Below are 17,165 nucleotides of genomic sequence, written 5' to 3' on the forward strand. Positions count from 1 at the left end.
ACGCATACCAGAGTCGCTCTTCTCTGCATTGTACGATCTCTAATAGGGCAAGAAAAGAGTACGCAAAGTGCTAGATTTATTAAGATGATGGTGGGATAATACTTCCGTAATCTGATCGGGCTATTTGAGAAAATATTCACAAAATGGAGGTGCGACAGTGGCACGAGCGACGGGGATCCGAGGAATTTGGCACTCGTTGCCTCTCGAAAGGTATACGTCCCGCGACAATTATATTTGGTTAGTGGTTGCAACCGTGTGTATTGGAGCGTTCATGGCGGCAGTGGATGCCAGTATCGTCAATGTCGCATTGCCCGATTTGAGCACCTATTTTCATGCCAGTGCTTCGTTGGTGAGTTGGGTATTAATTGCGTATCTGCTGACGTTGGCCACGCTTTTAACGTTATTTGGCCGCTTAGCAGACATGATGGGGCGACGGCCCTTATATACGTTTGGTTTCTTGGTCTTTATTATTGGCTCGGCTGCGTGCGGCGCGGCTATCAATTTGCCCATGTTGATTGTCTCTCGTGTCTTTCAAGCGGCAGGCGCCGCGATGTTGCAAGCCAATTCGGTGGCCATTATCACGGCGACGGTCCCCGCATCAGTTAGGGGACGTGCCATTGGGTTTCAAGGATCAGCGCAGGCCATTGGTTTGTCGTTAGGGCCAGCTATCGGAGGAGGATTGATTGGACTCTTCGGGTGGCGGGCTATTTTTTATGTCAATGTGCCGGTGGGGCTCATTGGAACATTGATGGCCGCCGCGATTTTGCCGAAAGATAAGCTGTCGGGACACAAGACGACGTTTGACTGGTGGGGCACGGCGCTTATGACCCCCTTCTTGGTGTTGCTCATGATGGCCTTGACGGAAGGGAACTCGTGGGGGTGGACGTCGCCTACGATATTGGGTATGTTTGCCGCCTCGGGACTGTTGCTTGTCGGGTTTATTTTTCGGGAATTGTCTTTCCGCGCACCCTTGGTCGACATGCGTCTTTTCAAGATTTGGGTGTTTAGTGTCGGCAACTTCACCGGTTTGTTGTCATATCTCGCGATGTTTGGCGTGCTGTTTCTCATGCCGTTTTTCTTTGAACGTGTTTTGACCTTCAATTCAGCCGTCACCGGGTTGATTTTAACCGCCGTGCCCTTAGGGATGACGGTGGCAGCGCCGAAAGCCGGGGCGATGGCGGACCGGTATGGGCCCCGACTTTTAACGACAAGCGGCATGGCGCTTACGGGACTAGCTAGCTTGTTATTGGCGTGGACGTTAAGCCTTCATCCCAGTGTGGTGATGATGGTGATTGAATTGGTTTTGGTGGGAGTTGGATTAGGGGTGTTTACGCCGCCCAACAATTCCTCGGTCATGGGCAGCTTGCCGAGTTCACGCTTGGGAGTGGGCGGCGGTATCTTAAATATGGCCCGGTCCTTAGGCATGGCGATGGGCACGGCGTTATCCGGTACCATTATGGCTGTGGTCCTGATAGCCCACGGCGGGGTGGAGAAAGCCGGCGGACCCAAAGGACCGTGGATTCCGTCGACCCGATATTCACTGTATGTCTTAGTGGCCTTGTCTTTATTAGCCGCTTTGTTGTCGTTATTCCGCGTGGCAGAGAAAGATTCGTCGAAACATGAGAGCATGCCGCTCGAATGGTAGGAATTTTTGTCTATTTAATGAACGGCTTGCAGTTGTGAGTGCGGGCCGTTCATTGTATTCTTACCCTAGATGACCTACTCTTCGGGAGGCTATATAATGTGGACGGTCGTATATATTGCACCTACCAAAGCGATTGCGGAACGTGTGCAAGCGCTTTTGGAACAAGAAAGCTTCCTTGTCACCTTGAAAATTGTTGAACTTGATGAAAATGACCGCGGCACCATTGAAGTGCAGGTACCTGAGGGCGAGGCGGAAGAAGCTACCGAGTTAATTGCCGAACATTTGGGACGATTGCGGTAAAAGGAGATATTGCGTGAGACGAACAAAGATTGTTGCGACCATTGGTCCTGCCTGTGACCATCCAGAGGTGCTACGGGCTATGATTGAAGCCGGAATGGATGTCGCCCGTTTAAACTTATCCCATGGGGATGTTGAAACCCACCGGCAAAGAATTCATCAGATTCGCCAGATTTCCCAAGAGTTAGGGCGCTATACCGGCATTATGCTCGATACCCGGGGCCCTGAAGTACGCCTAGGGGATTTGCCTGCTCCGCTCCTTTTGCATGAGCATGATGAATTTTTCTTGACTCAAGAGGATGACGTCACAGGCCTTTCGGCGTCTGTCAATTGGGAAGGGATTTATCAGTTGGTTAAACCGGGACAAATTTTGTGGATTGATGACGGCAATATTGTTATGCGCTGCATTGACCAAAAAGGGCTGACGTTGCGTTGCGAAGTGGTTGTCGGCGGCACATTGCAAAGCCGCAAGAAGATTAGCTCCCCAGATTTGACGTGGCCTTTGGATATTTTGGGGGATGTTGATCAAGCAGCCTTGCGCATGGGCATTGAGGAAGACATCGATTTCGTGGCAGCGTCCTTTATCCGCTCCGCGGAAGACGTTTTAACAATCCGAAAATTTTTCGAAAATTATAATAGCGGCGTGTTTCTTATTAGCAAAATTGAAAACCGGGCTGGGGTCGACAATCTTAAAGAAATTCTGGCGTTGTCCGATGGCGTGATGGTGGCTCGCGGCGACCTCGGCGTCGAATTACCGCCTGAACGGGTGCCTTGGCTTCAAAAAGAAATCATTACGCATGCTAACCGCTTAGGCATTCCCGTCGTCACTGCCACACAAATGCTTGAGTCGATGACGCATGCCCCGCGTCCCACACGGGCTGAAGTGTCCGATGTCGCCCACGCGATTTGGGATGGATCAGATAGCGTGATGTTGTCGGCCGAAACCGCCTCCGGGGCGTACCCGGTGGAATCGGTTAAAATGATGGCGAAGATTGCCGAAGACGCTGATGACCGCCCGGAATACGTCAGTCATGGCGTGCATACCGTGGCACGGGTTGCCGATGCGGTCAGTCAAGCTAGCGCCGAAATGGCGGAAAGTTTGGGGGCACGAGCCATCATTACGGTGACCTCAACGGGCTATACCGCGCGGATGGTCAGCCGGGCCCGCCCCGAAGTGCCGATTATTGCGTTATCGGCGAATCTGAAGGTAGCGCGTCAATTGCAAATTTCGTGGGGGGTCTACTCCTTGCATTCTCCGGGTGTCGATGGCGCTTCAGATATGGCGGCTACGGCCATTGGAGAATCAGCAGACCGCGGGTATGTGCAAGATGGCGATTTAGTCATTTTCACCGCGGGGGTTCCCGCGGGCATTCCCGGTACAACCAACTTGGTGCGGGTGGAGACGGTATCGCGCCCCGAAGTCGTGGGCATGGGCCTTGGCTATGGGCACCCCGTTACGGCCCCCGTGCGTTATCCCGGGGCTAACCCGCCACCGCGTGATGAACCGTATATTGCTGTGGCCGTGGACTATACGCCCGACCAACACGCCTTTTTTGAAAAAGCGGCGGCGATAATCGCCGAACGAGACGGTCGCACCTCGGATATTGCCGTGGTGGCGGTCACGTTGGGAATTCCCGCCGTTGTGGGCGTCAAAAATGCGCGAACACGATGGGCTGAGGGACAGATTGTCACGTTAGACCCCTTGCGCGGTGTAATCTATAAAGGCCGGGCACAAACCTAAGACACGAAGGAAGGGACCCACATCGTGCAAGTCTATTGGAATGGAGCGCTTGTCGACGAAAGCGCCGTGCGGATTTCATTTGACGACCGTGGATTTTTATTCGGCGATGGGGTGTACGAGGTCGTGCGCGTCTATCACCATCAATTCTTTGAATGGTCACGGCATATGGCTCGGCTTGAGCGGTCTTTGCGCGGTATTGCGTTGCCCGGCGTTGACTTGGCGGCTATTACCCAAGGCGCCGATCGTTTGTTAGAGCAATTTCCGGAAGCCGATGGGGCTTTGTATCTGGAAATTACCCGCGGGGCTTATCCTAGGGCTCACGCGTTCCCGCCCGACGGCACGAAGCCGACGGTGTTAATGTGGATACGGCCCGTGCCTGCTCGCAATATGGACGCATGGCATGACGGAGTCAGCGTGATGACCACTTATGACGATCGCTGGGCCAAAGTCTGGATTAAGACCATTGGGCTTTTGCCCAATGTGTTAGCCAAGGAACAAGCGCACCGTCAAGGACTGTTTGATGCCATCTTTGTGCGCGATGGGATGGTGACCGAAGCCACCAGTTCCAATGTGTTTATTGCCCAAAATGGCCAACTGATGACGGCGCCGGTGACAAACTATATCTTGCCCGGAATTACGCGGGAAGTCCTTCTCGAAGAGGCCCAGCGCCTTCAGCTTCCAGTGGTGCAGCAGCCTTTTTCGGTGGAGGCTTTAAAAGCGGCTGATGAGGTCTTTTTAACAGGGACCACGACGGAAGTATTGCCGGTTACCAAGGTTGATGGCCACCTGATTGGAACAGGCCAAGCGGGCCCCATCGCCCGCATGCTCTTGGATGCGCTATGGAGCCGCGCGGGCGTCGTATCATAAGGCCATTTTCGGGGCAGACTGCCTGTCAGAGGTGACATTATGCAAAACAGTGATCTTTTGGCAGATGAGGCCCGCGGCTATTTCTTGGCGTTGGCAGATGTTTTGCGGGAACTGGATCAGGCAGATCTGCTCGGACGATTGGCGGAACTTTATATGGAATTTCGCCAAATTGACTATTATAGTGGTCGTTCTTGACCGCAAATGTTAAACAATAGGAGGGCCGGTCGGTGCATGTGGTGTTGGTAGAGCCGGAAATTCCTCCGAATACGGGAAATATTGCGCGCACGTGCGCAGCAACCCGTACCCATCTGCATTTGGTGGAACCGCTAGGATTTTCGGTGAGTGATCGGTATTTGAAACGGGCCGGGGTGGATTACTGGGACTTTGTCGACATGCAGGTACACCCCGATTGGCAAAGCGTGGTCGATCAGTTGGGCGACCCCGCTCATTGGTATTATTTCTCTTCGCACAGCCAGAAGTTATATACGGCGCCGCAATACGGACCGGATGCGGTCTTGGTATTTGGCCGGGAATCCACCGGTTTACCATCATACTTAATGGAACGCTATCCGGACGCCTTTTATGTGATTCCCATGGACAGCCGGGTACGCTCCTTAAACTTAGCCAACAGTGTGGCGATTGTCGTTTACGAAGCCCTTAGACAGCAGAACTTTTGGCTGGCTCATGAATAGCGGAGCACGGCCAGCCCATATAATGGATTAACTGGCTGGGACACGGGGGACGTATTGATGTCGTTATTGCTTATTACGCTGAGTGGCATGGTCCTAATTGTTTTATCCGCCGACTATTTTACGAACGGCATTGAGTGGGTTGGGTTTCGCCTTCATTTGGATGAAGGAGCCGTTGGCTCATTATTGGCGGCATTGGGGACCGCGTTGCCAGAGACCTTAGTCCCTGTTATCGCCATATTGTTTGGACAAGGGACCAGCGAAAACTCAATTGGGTTGGGCGCGATTTTAGGGGCTCCTTTTATGTTGTCCACGGTGGGATTTTTGGTGATTGGGGCGGGCCTTTTGTGGGCAGGACGTCAGTCGTTAACGGTCGAAAATGGCAGTCATATGACGGCTGACTTAGCCTTTTTTCTGGTCGCATTCGGGCTGGCGATTGTCGCCAGCCTTTTGCCTGGCCCGTGGCATCCATATCTCGCCGTAGGACTTTTAGGACTTTACGCCTTTCATGCTGTGGCCTTGGTTAAAGGAGGCGGTGAGGCGAAAGGCCCTGCGTCTCATCCGAGTCAAGGTTTACGCTTGTCGACCCGGCCTGATCCCCCGCTCTGGTTAGCGCTATTGCAGGTCGTCTTGGCACTATTGGGGTTGATTATTGGTGCGCATTTTTTTGTGACAGCCCTTGATGGGATGACAGGAATTATTCATCTGTCTGCTTTTTTGCTGGCGGTAATTGTGACGCCCGTGGCCACGGAGTTGCCTGAAGTGCTCAACAGTGTGATTTGGATTCGCCGGCATAAGGATACGTTGGCCGTTGGCAATGTCACGGGGGCCATGGCCTTTCAGTCCAGTGTTGTGCCCGCGTTAGGCATTGGACTTACACCATGGCACCTCGATGCGCTCGAATTGCTGACGGGCATTGTCACATGGCTTGCGGCGTTATGGATTTGGTTGAGAAGTCGGCAAGGTCCTCTTATGGTCTCCGAACTGATTGCAGCAGGCCTCTTTTACGTCCTGTATATCGGCATGGTGATTGCCATGACAGCCCGTTAAGTTCATATCCTCGTTGTATAGTAGAGAAAGGCAAAGCAACGAGGTGAGACGATGTTCGCGCAATGGCTTTTGCTGAGCGTGGTAGGCATCTTGACGGGGGCGCTGACTGGATTTTCGGGCGGCAGTGCCTTTGTCATTGTCGTGCCTTTTTTGACACAAGTTTGGCATACGCCCGTGCGTATGGCTGTCGGATCGAGCCTAGCAGTCGATGTCTTGACATCGATCATGGTAGCCGTAGGTTATGCGAGAAACCGCGCGGTCGATCTTGGCAATGCGTGGCCGCTTTTAGGAGGGGCCATTTTGGGCCCGCAGCTTGGGGCTATGCTTTCTCATGTCCTACCCACCTGGTGGCTTACGGCGATTTTTGTGGTTGCCCTCTTATTCATGGGCGTCAATTTTTTGCAGCACGGGTGGCGTAACATTCCACTGATGCCTGAACCCGGGGCGCAAGGCCAAAAAGAGCGTCCCACGAGGCGAGGTGGGCAGGCACTGGGGGTATTGGCGGCAGGTTTAGCGGTTGGCACCGTCACGGGTCTGATTGGCGCTTCTGGCGGTGTGCTCTATCTCCTCGTGCTCATTTATGGACTGGGGATGCCTCTGCGAACGGCCGTGGGGACCGCGATTGTCATTATGGCGGTTTCGGCTGCCAGTGGCGTGGGCGCTTACGTCTGGCGTTCTGAGATAGCGTGGGGGCCGGCCGTACTGTTAGGCGGTGTGTCCATGATATCGGGCTATACAATGGCACGGTTTGTCCAAAAAGTTCCTGAACGTGTGCAAGCCGGGATCATGGGAGGAATTTTAATTGTGGCCGCGTTGTGGATGGCACCAAAAATCTTTTAAACGGTGGAGGGGGCTTCTGAGGGAACCAAGACGAAGGATAGCTTACGCTATCTAAGCAGCCTAAGCCCATGGGCTGCCGCAATGCTTAAAGGCTTCTTAGGTGGAAGCATGGAGGCGTCGTAAGTTTTGACGTATGAATAGGGCTGTTTATGGGGCAAACTGGCAAAATCATCTATATACGAATCGCTAGGAAAGGGGCACGGATGAGGCTTCATTCCATTTATTTAAAGACTCGAATACAAAGCATAGCACCATGGCAAGAGTGTCTAATCCTAAGCGAGCGCAGTACGACCCTAGGGTTCCAGACGTGTCTAATGCCAAAATATGAGGAAACCGACGGATTACGGCGCCCAAAAGGGGGATGCCTGAGCGTAAGCTCAGCTAGTGACTCGTTGACATATATTAAGAAAGGCAGGGAATCTCATGCCAAAAGGATCCCGTAGCGCCGACCAACCTGGTAAACTGAAAAAAGAGTCTCGCATTGATCCACGGGCCGCAGAGCGAATGGCTCTAAAGTGGGAAGCGGCTCGCAAGCTGGACCTTATCACGAAAGTGGAAGAACTGGGCTGGGGCGGATTGTCTTCCAAGGAAACCGGGGCTATCGGCGCTGTAGTGAGCCAGATGGCGCGTGAAAGAGGTCTCGTAGAGAAAAAAACACAGACGGCCGCGTCCACCGAATAGCCGCCAAGTTCCCATTGCCAGGCAGGGTCCGCATGATCAGAGAAAGGCAGAAGGATATGTATTGGGACAATTTAACGACGAAACATTTTCGTGATACCATTGGCCGTATCACGACGGCAATCCTTCCGACCGGCAGCGTAGAGGCTCATGGACAACACTGTCCCCTAGGGACAGATAACATGGCGCCATGGCATTTTGCGGAGCGCATCGAATCCGAATTTCCGGACCGGGTGTTAATTCTCCCGCCTGTGCCATACGGACATACGCAGGAATTAGCCGAGTGGCCCGGCACGATTTCTGTATCGGCCGATACCTTTCGCCGTTATGTCGAAGAGATTGGGATTGGGGCGGCAAATTGGGGCATTAAACACCTCATTTTACTTAATGGCCATGGGGGGAATATCTCCGCCCTGCAACAGGCAATGGAAGCCATTGCCGCCGAGCAAGTGACGGTCATCTTGGTGAACTGGTGGTTGGACTACCGTGAGCAAATCTTGACGATCACGACTGGCCAAGGTCATGCGGGGGAGGATGAAACCTCCGTGATGTTGGCGATTCGGCCGGACCTCGTTCACATGGAAGATGCATCGTTTAATCCCTTTCGCGCTCGCTACCGGATGAAAGGTCCAGGCTTGACTGACAAAAGTCTCCGGCACGCGACGACGGGAGATGGTCGGCCTGCAACCCGCGCCAAAGGCGACGACATCATTTCGCTCGTCACGGATCAATTGCGGCAGCTGTTGCAAGATTTATGGAATGATCAGCTTTTTGATCGTACGCTATAAAGGAGCGTTAATGCTCAAGGGACGTTGTGGAGGAGGCAGTCATAGTGAGTGCAGTATCTTTATCAAAGCGGGTTCAGGAATTGAAACCGTCACCGACAATGGCCATTGACTCCAAGGCCAAGGCGTTATTAGCGCAAGGGCGGGATGTGGTGAACTTCGGCGCAGGCGAACCCGATTTCGATACGCCAGAAAATATCCGCGATGCCGGCATCAAGGCGATTAATCACGGTCATACGCGTTATACTGCGGTCGGTGGGATTGAAGCATTAAAATCGGCCATTTGTGAGCGGATTTATGCTGATACCGGCGTGCAATACACCAATGAAGAAATCTTGGTATCGGTTGGCGCCAAACATTCTCTTTACAACGCCACCATGGCCCTCATCAACCCACAAGATGGGGTGCTTCTGCCAGTCCCTTATTGGGTCACCTATCCCGAACAAATTACGTTGGCGGAAGGAACCGTCGAGTATGTGCCCATTGCGCCCTCGCACGAAGGCGAATTGCGGGTCGATGACCTAGCCGCGGCTGTGACGTCGCGTTCTAAGGGATTGATTCTAAATTCGCCGAGCAACCCCTCAGGAGCCGTCATTCGCCCGTCCGTCTTGGAGGATATTGCCCGTTTTGTCATCGATCATGATTTGTGGGTGATTTCCGATGAAATCTACAACCGATTGATTTATGATGATGCGGTGCATGCCTCAATCGCCAAATTTGATGGAATGAAAGACCGGACGATTTTGATTAACGGAGTCTCCAAATCGTATGCCATGACCGGCTGGCGTATTGGTTATGCCGCGGGTCCCAAACATATTATCAAAGCGATGTCCTCGTTGCAGTCGCAGTCTACCTCCAATCCCTCCACGATTTCCCAGTATGCGGCATTGGAAGCCTTGACCGGGCCGCAAGAAGCCGTGACGGTGATGCAGCGGGAATTTGACAGACGGCGGCGTTATATTGTTGGACGCCTAAACACGATGCCCAAGCTGAGCGTAGCCACCCCCCAAGGAGCCTTTTATGTATGGGTAAACATGGAAGGCTGGGTTGGCGAAACGATTCGCGGGCGTTTGGTGCAAAATGCCGACGACTTGGCGCTGGCTTGGCTAGAACTGGCCGATGTTGCCGTCGTGCCAGGGTCTGGGTTTGGTATGCCCAATTATTTCCGGATGTCTTATGCCACATCCATGGAACGGATCGAAACAGGGCTCGACCGTATGGCGGCATTGTTGGAGGAGGCTCGATGAGCCGACAACCTGTCGCCGCGGTGGTGGGGCTGGGAATCAATAACCAGCCCCTCCTCCCATTTTTGCAGGAGCATGGCTATAAGGTCGTAGTGGCGGACAAAAAGCCCGCGGAGGAGCTAGCTCGTACGATTGCAGAGCGTCATTTAGGCGAACCCCAGGCCTTGTATGCTGGACCCGATTACTTAGACCGTCTGGCTCAAGCAGAGCATCCTGATGTCGTCTATCTCACACCGGGTATGAAGAAGACGCTTGCTCCGATCGAGGCTTTGCGTGCCCAAGGCGCTCGCATCACTTGCGAAACGGACCTATTTTTGGCGCAGTGTCCCGCCCCTGTTATCGGCATTACCGGTTCTGCAGGAAAGACGACCACAACGACCCTGGTAGGTGAAGCGCTGAAGACCGATGGACGTCATCCGGTGTTTGTGGGTGGCAATATTGGACGCTCCCTTTTAGGGGATTTGGCGCAGATTACTCCCCAGAGTTGGGTTGTGATGGAACTATCAAGTTTTCAACTCGAATTGGTGGAGCATAGTCCACATGGCGCGGCCTTTTTAAATCTGTCTCCTAACCATTTAGATATCCACGAGTCGATGCAAGCGTATGGGGCCGCTAAATCGCACATTTTCCGTTTTCAGGGTCCAAATGGATGGACGGTCGTTCCTTATCACGATCCGGCCGTTACCCCGCTGCTTACGCAATATGCGGGCCAGTTGGTGTTCTTTGCATTCCAGGATCACCAACAAACCGGAAGCTTCATTGATAATGATACGATCATGTACCGCGATGTCCATGGGCAGGTGCAACCCATTGTGGCCGTAGACCAGGTGCGCTTACCCGGTGCGCATAATGTGCTTAATGTTTTGGCCGCCGTGGCCACCGTAAAAATGGCGGGCGGAGATAGTCAAGCGCTGGCCGACACCATTGCGGGTTTTTCAGGGGTGCCACACCGTTTGGAAAAAGTGCGCGAACATGATAACATTTTGTATATTAATGACTCGATTGCCACAGCCCCCGACCGCACCATGGCGGCATTAAAAGCGTTATCGAGTCCGCTCGTGCTGATTGCGGGCGGTTATGACAAGCATCTGGATTATGATGCGCTTGGGCAGGCGATTGCGCACAGTACCGTGCATCACGTGGTGGTGTTAGGGCAAACGCAGGAGAAAATTGCGCAAGCTGTGGCTCGTTATAGTACAATAGCAGTTATTCGTGCCGCGACGTTTGACGATGCGATACGGGAAGCGCGCCGCGTGGCCAAACCAGGAGATACGGTTTTGCTGTCGCCGGCGTCAGCTAGTTATGATATGTTCAACAACTTTGAGGAACGCGGACGACGATTTCGTGAAATTGTGGAAAGCCTCTAGATTCTACAGGCGTCCAAAGCATTCGATCAGGAGGGCTTAGCAAGTTGGAACGGCGAGATATACGCAATATAGCCATTATTGCCCACGTGGACCATGGAAAGACGACCTTGGTCGATGCCATGTTGCGGCAAAGTGGAATTTTTCGGGACCCGAGTCAAATGACCGACCGCGTGATGGATTCGAATGACCTCGAACGGGAACGCGGGATTACCATTTTGTCGAAAACGACGGCCATTAAATATGAAGACATCACCATTAACATTGTCGACACACCTGGGCACGCTGACTTTGGCGGCGAGGTCGAGCGGATTCTAAGCATGGTGGATGGAGCGTTATTGGTGGTCGATGCCAATGAAGGGCCGATGCCCCAAACCCGTTATGTGCTGCAAAAAGCGCTCAAAGCTGGGATTAAGCCGATTGTGGTGTTGAATAAGATGGACCGGGAGGGGGCTAGGCCCCATGAAGTCATTGACCAGGTCTTAGAATTGTTTATTGATTTGGAAGCCACTGATGAGCAATTGGAATTCCCGGTGCTCTACGCGTCAGCCAAACAGGGAATTGCGTCTCTCGAACCGGTGATTTTGCCCGATGGATCCCTTAAACCGCTGTTTGATACGATTGTGCAAGAAATTCCGTTTCCCGTGGGGGATGACACCGCCCCCTTGCAAATTTTGGTCACCACGTTAGATCACGATGATTATTTGGGACGGATGGCGATTGGACGCATCACCCAAGGGCAAGTATCGCTGAATCAAACCGTCGGTGTGGTGGACCATGATGGCGCGGTCAGGCGGGCGCGGCTCAGCAAAATATTTGGCCGTTTAGGGCTCAAACGCATAGAGTTGGAATCGGCACGGATGGGCGATATCGTGACGCTGGCTGGAATTCCTGATGTCAACATTGGAGAAACCATTACCGATCCGGATAACCCAGCACCGCTCCCGCCGATTGTGGTGGATGAGCCTACTCTCACCATCTTAATTGGCGTCAATACCAGTCCCTTCGCCGGACAAGAAGGCCAGTACGTCACGTCACGGCATCTGCGCGACCGCTTGATGCGTGAACAAGAGCGCAATGTGGCCTTGCGCGTGGAAGAGACTGAGGATGCGGAAGTGTTTCGGGTGTCTGGACGTGGTGAACTCCATTTAGGCATTTTGTTGGAGCAGATGCGCCGTGAAGGGTATGAAATGGAAGTCTCGAAACCGGAAGTCATCATGCACCAGACGCCTGAAGGACTTATGGAACCCATTGAGCATTTGTATCTGGACGTGCCCGATGAGTACGTAGGACCGGTGATGGAATTGTTAGGGCCCCGCAAGGCGGAAATGTTGCATATGGGCCAAGCCGGGCCGAGCCAGACCCGTTTAGAATTTATTATTCCAGCTCGGGGGTTGTTAGGGTTTCGCACGGCCTTTGTCAACCAGACGCGCGGCTATGGGATCATGAATCATTTGTTTGAAGGCTATCAGCCGTATTCTGGCCCGATCGAAGAAGCGCCTCGTGGAGCGCTCGTTGCCATCGAGGCTGGCGTGACGACATCGTATGCCTTGGACAATGCCCAACAGCGCGGAATTTTGTTTGTGGGGCCAGGGACTCCCGTTTATGCTGGCATGGTCGTGGGTGAGAATAGCCGTCCGACTGATTTGGAGCTCAACGTCTGCAAAAAGAAGCACGTGACCAATATGCGGAGCTCGACGTCTGATGAAGGAGTCCATCTCAGTCCTCCCAGACCCCTCACCTTGGATGTGGCGCTAGAGTATGTGAAGTCGGATGAGTTGGTCGAAATTACACCGAAATCGGTTCGACTACGCAAAGCCACATTGGATAAGACGCTACGCAAGCGTGAAAAGATTCAGCGGTTGTAGGCTATGGAGTCTTTCCCGCTGCTGAACATTTGGTCCGCGTATTCGTTATTGCGGTCCAGTTGGGATATCGATAAAGGATTGGCGGAGCTCAAGCGGTTGGGCTACCGCACGGTGGGGCTGGCGGATTTCCAGTCTCTAGCGGCGGCTGAATTGTTCAGCCGCCGCGCTGCGCATTTGGACATGGCAACATGGTTGGGTATGACCGTGGCACTGGCTCCGGACCTGCATGTGATGCTCTATGCCCAAAGCCCTGACGGATGGCAGCTTCTGTGCACCATGGTCCAAGAAGGCGTGCCCACTGAACTAGATCGCCTGGCTAGTCCCCATTTGCTCTTGGTGCTGCCGGCCGCCAGTTATGAAGACCAACGCCTATGGCCGGCGGTGACGGCCTTGAAATTTGGCGGATTAGTAGAAGAACTCCGGCCCGAGCAGGCGTCTCATGGATTACCGTGGATTCCCGCGTGTCCCGTCCGCTATCACGCCAGAGAAGAAGATGCGTACCAGATTTTGATGCACATGGGCGAGCATCTACCCCAACCCGGTGCGTGCTCCGCGTCTTCTCCCCAGAGCGTTTTAGCGCCCTATCCTGTCGAGTGGCGGCCCTTGTTGTTTCAGGAACTGCCGCCGTCTGTGTTGCCCCAAGAACGGGCGCGTTTGCCTGTTTTCTTGGAAACCCCAAGCCAGGACCAAGAGCAATTGGTCTATCAAGCCAAAATGGGACTGGATGCCTGGAACCCTACGCCCAAAGAACCCTATGAGGCGCGTTTGCAGCACGAACTGAACATCATTGTCTCTATGGGCTATGCTTCCTATTTTCTTATCGTGGCAGATTTGGTGCAGTATGCGCGTAGCAAATCGGCACCTATGGCACGCTGGGGGCGCGTGCTGTCTTAAGGGATGTGGCGCGGGTGCTACAGATTCCTGCCGCGCAGGTGAATGCTGTCATGGCAAACGTTCCCCAAACGCCGGGGCTGCGCTTAGAGGAGATTGCCGGGGACCTCAAGCCCAGGACTTTGGCAATTGAACCAAGTGGACGCTGGTGGCGGGTGAGCCGTGCTTTGGAGGGATTGCCTCGCCATAGCTCGATTCACGCGGCGGGCGTGGTCTTGTCGGATAGGCCTTTAGCCCAGCTCGTGCCATGTGTCAAAGGACCGGACGGCCATTTGGTGACGCAGATGGATATGGTCTCGGTCGAAAAGCTAGGGCTGTTGAAGCTCGATGTGCTGGGCTTGCGGGCATTAAGTGTGGCGGTGCGGATAGGAGGCAGCCGCCAGCATGGCTTTAACACCGTGGATGGGGCGGACCCCTTGACATTGGGATTACTCGCTCGGGGCGACACCGACGCGGTCTTTCAACTGGATGGGCACGGTGTGCGCGAACTCTTGCAGCGTATGAAGCCGCGCCATGCCAAGGAGATTATCGACGTCGTTGCGCTGTACCGGCCTGGTCCCATGGACGCTATTGGGACGTACTTGGCGCGGCGGGCCGGGCAAGAACCCGTTCCCCACGATATTTTTGGGGCCGTGTGCCATGACACGTACGGCGTCATGGTTTATCAGGAACAATTAATGCAGTTAGTGCAGACCATGGCGGGGTATACCTTGGCTGAGGCGGATTTGTTTCGCCGAGCGATTAGCAAAAAAGATCATGCGACCCTTTCACAGATGGAAGGCGACTTTACTGCGCGAGCGCAAGGCAAACAGTGGAGCCTTCAGGAAATTCGAGAGATTTGGGGCAGTATTATGGCCTTTGCGGATTATGGGTTTAACAAATCGCATGCCGCCGCCTATGGGTTATTTAGTTATTACATGGCGTATTTGAAGGCGCATTATCCCTTGGAATTTTGGGCGGCCGAATTCTCCACGATTGGTGTCGACAAGCTGACTCAAGAAGCTAAACGCGCCGTATCCCAAGGGATTGTGCTTTGGCCGCCGGACGTGACGCGCAGTCATGTCGATTTCGTGGCCGAGCCTTCAGGAATTGTTGCCGGGCTCACGCTGATTCGCGGAGTGAGTCCAGAGATGGCTCAGCGCATCATTGCCGAACGCGAGCGGAAATCCTTTCAGTCGAAGTCCGAGGCCTTTGAACGCATTAGCCGTGTGACGCAGTCTCGTATCGCGGAATTAGTTTCGGCTTCGGGTGCCTTAGGCCGTTTACCGGGACGATTGCTAAAGACGGGGCAGCTGAGCTTATTCGACACCGAACAAGACGCCTCTTTGCAACAAGTGGATGCCGTGCAGTCATTTGGCATGGAATGGCCGGTGGCACAAGGTCCTATTTATATTCGTACCACCAGACGCCTAGAAGATGTATCATGGTGGCAACGGCAGCTGAAGTCTTTGCAGCGCGATTTTCCGGGCCCGCATGCAGTGATTGTGGGCAATGATCAGGGCAAAGCATTTAGGGTGGACGGGATTCGCCTGCAAGGATCGTGGCAGAGTCTTCAGGCCCTGCGAGCGTTGCCCATGGTGTCCGGGTGTGGACGCCGGATTGAAACAAAGAGGGTGTGGACCGATGGCCAAGATATCACGCGAGGAACTGATTAAACATTTGACGCCGCCCCCAGGCATTATCATGCCCCCGTATCCGGCCAAGCGTGACAAAGTGTACCGGATGAGTTTGGGATGGACCGCATTGGCCATGGTGGCCGCGGCCGTAGCGACCTTGATGCGGGCCGAGCGTGCGATGTTTTGGATTCAGGGATTGGTCAGTGCCGGACTGGCTGTGGCAGGCTGGACTTTCCTGGTGTGGCTGAAGCAGTGGCGGTGGATTGTACGAAGTTTGGTGGTCTTAGGGTTAGTGCTATGGCCTTTTTGGTCATTGGGCGCATGGGCGTTAACGATTGCGGGCAGTGCGATCATGGCGGCCAAAGAAACTCATTGTTTTCACTTTTGGGCCGGGCGCGTGATTCCTTGGTATTCCGTGTTATTTGGAGCGGGCATGGTGTTTGGCGCGCCTTGGTGGCTCATGGGCCTGTTATGGCTGGGCTTAGCCTTCTTATGGCTTAGCTTAGTACGGGGACGGTGGACGCTCCCCTTATTTGAGGTTTAAGCCGCCGAGGCGGGGAGTAAGATTTCGAGCAAGGCCGTGGCCAAGGCGGCTATTGCGGTGGCGATGGTGGAGATGTGCAGCCCGGGGAGAAAAAAGCCGCTAAAATAGACGGTCACCATGGTAATGGTGCCCCACACGAGAAACCGCTCGAATAAAGCCTGACGGTAGCCGACCGTCCGGTCAACCAACGCCCCGAGGATGCCGGTAATAAGGCCTGCGCCGAGGGCAACACTTAAATAGCGCGGAGAAATCCCTTGATGCCCGTAAGGCGCTGGTGTCTCGAGCAATACGATCGCGACAACAATCATGGCGGTAATAATTTTGTGGACTGTCGTTGATGCTTTGAGCATAGTACGTATGACCTCCTGCCATCGGCAGTATAGCCAATTACCGGGGGCGTCATACCGCTAAACAAAATCAACCAAAGACGTGGGCATACCCACGTCTTTGGCTATTAATAGAGATCGGGCTGGCGGGTGGCTTCTTCATGGACACCTAATTGGGCGTTGACATAACGTCCAGCCGCAAATAGGACATCGGAGAGTCGGTTCATAAAGGTCATCACGTTGTGTTCCACCGGCTCAATTTTGTTGAGACTCCAAATTTCCCGCTCGGCCCGCCGGCACACCGTGGTGGCCACATACAAGCTGGTGGCCGCGAGCGTTCCCTCTGGAATGGTAAAAGGCCGCCAGGGTGGGGTGTTGTCGCGCAAAAGGTCGGCTAACGCTTCCAACTGTTTCGTAAGACTGGCGGGGGTTTTCGCTGTTTCGGCCCGCTCTTGAAGGGAGGAGAGGTCTGCCCCCACTAAAAAGAGACGGTGCTGCAAATCATGTAAAAAGCGCTCCAGTTCTTCCCATGGCGCTGGAGGATTTGCCGGTCTGGCGTTGGACAAATGGGCACGGGCTTGCCCAATAAAGGCGTTGAGCTCATATAATGTCCCATACGCCGTGACACGCTGCGAATGTTTCTCGATTTTTTGACCGGTGCTAAGACGGGTAACTCCGTTGTCACCATTTCGGGTGTAAATGGGACTTTTAGGCATAGCC

Annotated in this window: 18 protein-coding genes; 16 read left to right on the plus strand and 2 right to left on the minus strand. The window is 53.8% G+C overall.

Annotated features, from left to right (window positions below; translation table 11 throughout):
- Nucleotides 1-157: 157 nt before the first annotated feature.
- From ORD20_RS06990 to ORD20_RS07065, 16 genes are all read left to right on the plus strand, one after another.
- A complete protein-coding gene (locus ORD20_RS06990; protein ID WP_103376377.1) occupies nt 158-1,645 on the plus strand; it encodes a DHA2 family efflux MFS transporter permease subunit in 1,488 nt (495 codons plus the stop codon).
- Nucleotides 1,646-1,741: 96 nt separating this feature from the next.
- A complete protein-coding gene (locus ORD20_RS06995) occupies nt 1,742-1,945 on the plus strand; it encodes a hypothetical protein (RefSeq protein WP_103376376.1) in 204 nt (67 codons plus the stop codon).
- Between the two features lie 13 nt (nt 1,946-1,958).
- Nucleotides 1,959-3,683 (plus strand): pyruvate kinase, encoded by a 1,725-nt coding sequence (gene pyk / locus ORD20_RS07000; protein WP_158246356.1) that lies wholly within the window; start codon nt 1,959-1,961, stop codon nt 3,681-3,683.
- Nucleotides 3,684-3,707: 24 nt separating this feature from the next.
- Nucleotides 3,708-4,550 (plus strand): aminotransferase class IV, encoded by an 843-nt coding sequence (locus ORD20_RS07005; RefSeq protein ID WP_103376374.1) that lies wholly within the window; start codon nt 3,708-3,710, stop codon nt 4,548-4,550.
- A gap of 39 nt (nt 4,551-4,589) precedes the next feature.
- Nucleotides 4,590-4,745, plus strand: a complete 156-nt coding sequence (locus tag ORD20_RS07010; protein WP_173677114.1) for a hypothetical protein — start codon at nt 4,590-4,592, stop codon at nt 4,743-4,745.
- Nucleotides 4,746-4,777: 32 nt separating this feature from the next.
- Nucleotides 4,778-5,242, plus strand: a complete 465-nt coding sequence (locus tag ORD20_RS07015) for a tRNA (cytidine(34)-2'-O)-methyltransferase (RefSeq protein WP_103376373.1) — start codon at nt 4,778-4,780, stop codon at nt 5,240-5,242.
- A 57-nt stretch (nt 5,243-5,299) separates the two neighbouring features.
- Nucleotides 5,300-6,289 carry a sodium:calcium antiporter gene (locus ORD20_RS07020; RefSeq protein WP_103376372.1) on the plus strand — a complete coding sequence of 330 codons (990 nt, stop codon included), beginning with the start codon at nt 5,300-5,302 and terminating at the stop codon, nt 6,287-6,289.
- Nucleotides 6,290-6,340: 51 nt separating this feature from the next.
- Complete coding sequence (locus ORD20_RS07025) at nt 6,341-7,129, plus strand: sulfite exporter TauE/SafE family protein (protein ID WP_103376371.1); 789 nt, start codon at nt 6,341-6,343, stop codon at nt 7,127-7,129.
- Nucleotides 7,130-7,552: 423 nt separating this feature from the next.
- Nucleotides 7,553-7,810 carry a spore protein gene (locus ORD20_RS07030; protein WP_103376370.1) on the plus strand — a complete coding sequence of 86 codons (258 nt, stop codon included), beginning with the start codon at nt 7,553-7,555 and terminating at the stop codon, nt 7,808-7,810.
- Between the two features lie 56 nt (nt 7,811-7,866).
- The gene (locus ORD20_RS07035; RefSeq protein ID WP_103376369.1) at nt 7,867-8,595 is read left to right on the plus strand and encodes a creatininase family protein; all 729 of its coding nucleotides are present in this window, start codon (nt 7,867-7,869) and stop codon (nt 8,593-8,595) included.
- A 44-nt stretch (nt 8,596-8,639) separates the two neighbouring features.
- Complete coding sequence (locus tag ORD20_RS07040; RefSeq protein WP_369825285.1) at nt 8,640-9,839, plus strand: pyridoxal phosphate-dependent aminotransferase; 1,200 nt, start codon at nt 8,640-8,642, stop codon at nt 9,837-9,839.
- Nucleotides 9,836-11,203 carry a UDP-N-acetylmuramoyl-L-alanine--D-glutamate ligase gene (murD, locus tag ORD20_RS07045; protein WP_103376368.1) on the plus strand — a complete coding sequence of 456 codons (1,368 nt, stop codon included), beginning with the start codon at nt 9,836-9,838 and terminating at the stop codon, nt 11,201-11,203. Before ORD20_RS07040 ends, murD begins: the two co-directional genes overlap by 4 nt.
- Nucleotides 11,204-11,247: 44 nt before the next feature.
- Entirely contained in the window at nt 11,248-13,068 is a 1,821-nt protein-coding gene (typA, locus tag ORD20_RS07050) for a translational GTPase TypA (RefSeq protein WP_103376367.1), read from the plus strand.
- A gap of 3 nt (nt 13,069-13,071) precedes the next feature.
- Nucleotides 13,072-13,962, plus strand: coding sequence for a hypothetical protein (locus ORD20_RS07055; RefSeq protein WP_430626638.1), 891 nt, complete (start codon nt 13,072-13,074; stop codon nt 13,960-13,962).
- Between the two features lie 14 nt (nt 13,963-13,976).
- Nucleotides 13,977-15,614, plus strand: coding sequence for a hypothetical protein (locus ORD20_RS07060; RefSeq protein WP_430626639.1), 1,638 nt, complete (start codon nt 13,977-13,979; stop codon nt 15,612-15,614).
- The gene (locus tag ORD20_RS07065; protein ID WP_103376365.1) at nt 15,583-16,119 is read left to right on the plus strand and encodes a hypothetical protein; all 537 of its coding nucleotides are present in this window, start codon (nt 15,583-15,585) and stop codon (nt 16,117-16,119) included. The genes ORD20_RS07060 and ORD20_RS07065 overlap by 32 nt, the downstream gene beginning before the upstream one ends.
- On the opposite strand, the gene ORD20_RS07070 is transcribed toward ORD20_RS07065, so the two are convergent.
- Together ORD20_RS07070 and ORD20_RS07075 are read right to left on the minus strand one after the other, a co-directional pair.
- Nucleotides 16,116-16,469, minus strand: a complete 354-nt coding sequence (locus tag ORD20_RS07070) for a hypothetical protein (protein ID WP_103376364.1) — start codon at nt 16,467-16,469, stop codon at nt 16,116-16,118. The genes ORD20_RS07065 and ORD20_RS07070 overlap by 4 nt on opposite strands.
- 104 nt (nt 16,470-16,573) lie before the next feature.
- Complete coding sequence (locus tag ORD20_RS07075; protein ID WP_103376363.1) at nt 16,574-17,161, minus strand: cob(I)yrinic acid a,c-diamide adenosyltransferase; 588 nt, start codon at nt 17,159-17,161, stop codon at nt 16,574-16,576.
- Between the last annotated feature and the right edge of the window lie 4 nt (nt 17,162-17,165).

Origin of the sequence: Sulfobacillus thermotolerans, from assembly GCF_039623705.1 — a bacterium.
Classification (GTDB): Bacteria; Bacillota; Sulfobacillia; order Sulfobacillales; family Sulfobacillaceae; genus Sulfobacillus; species Sulfobacillus thermotolerans.

What these genes read in the sequence shown, in the direction of transcription:
- ORD20_RS06995 (WP_103376376.1), top strand. Translation starts at nt 1,742, where the DNA reads ATGTGGACGGTCGTATATATTGCACCTACCAAAGCGATTGCGGAACGT.
- ORD20_RS07010 (WP_173677114.1), top strand. Translation starts at nt 4,590, where the DNA reads ATGCAAAACAGTGATCTTTTGGCAGATGAGGCCCGCGGCTATTTCTTG.
- ORD20_RS07020 (WP_103376372.1), top strand. Translation starts at nt 5,300, where the DNA reads ATGTCGTTATTGCTTATTACGCTGAGTGGCATGGTCCTAATTGTTTTA.
- ORD20_RS07025 (WP_103376371.1), top strand. Translation starts at nt 6,341, where the DNA reads ATGTTCGCGCAATGGCTTTTGCTGAGCGTGGTAGGCATCTTGACGGGG.
- ORD20_RS07030 (WP_103376370.1), top strand. Translation starts at nt 7,553, where the DNA reads ATGCCAAAAGGATCCCGTAGCGCCGACCAACCTGGTAAACTGAAAAAA.
- ORD20_RS07035 (WP_103376369.1), top strand. Translation starts at nt 7,867, where the DNA reads ATGTATTGGGACAATTTAACGACGAAACATTTTCGTGATACCATTGGC.
- murD (WP_103376368.1), top strand. Translation starts at nt 9,836, where the DNA reads ATGAGCCGACAACCTGTCGCCGCGGTGGTGGGGCTGGGAATCAATAAC.
- ORD20_RS07055 (WP_430626638.1), top strand. Translation starts at nt 13,072, where the DNA reads ATGGAGTCTTTCCCGCTGCTGAACATTTGGTCCGCGTATTCGTTATTG.
- ORD20_RS07065 (WP_103376365.1), top strand. Translation starts at nt 15,583, where the DNA reads ATGGCCAAGATATCACGCGAGGAACTGATTAAACATTTGACGCCGCCC.
- ORD20_RS07070 (WP_103376364.1), bottom strand. Translation starts at nt 16,469, where the DNA reads ATGCTCAAAGCATCAACGACAGTCCACAAAATTATTACCGCCATGATT.
- ORD20_RS07075 (WP_103376363.1), bottom strand. Translation starts at nt 17,161, where the DNA reads ATGCCTAAAAGTCCCATTTACACCCGAAATGGTGACAACGGAGTTACC.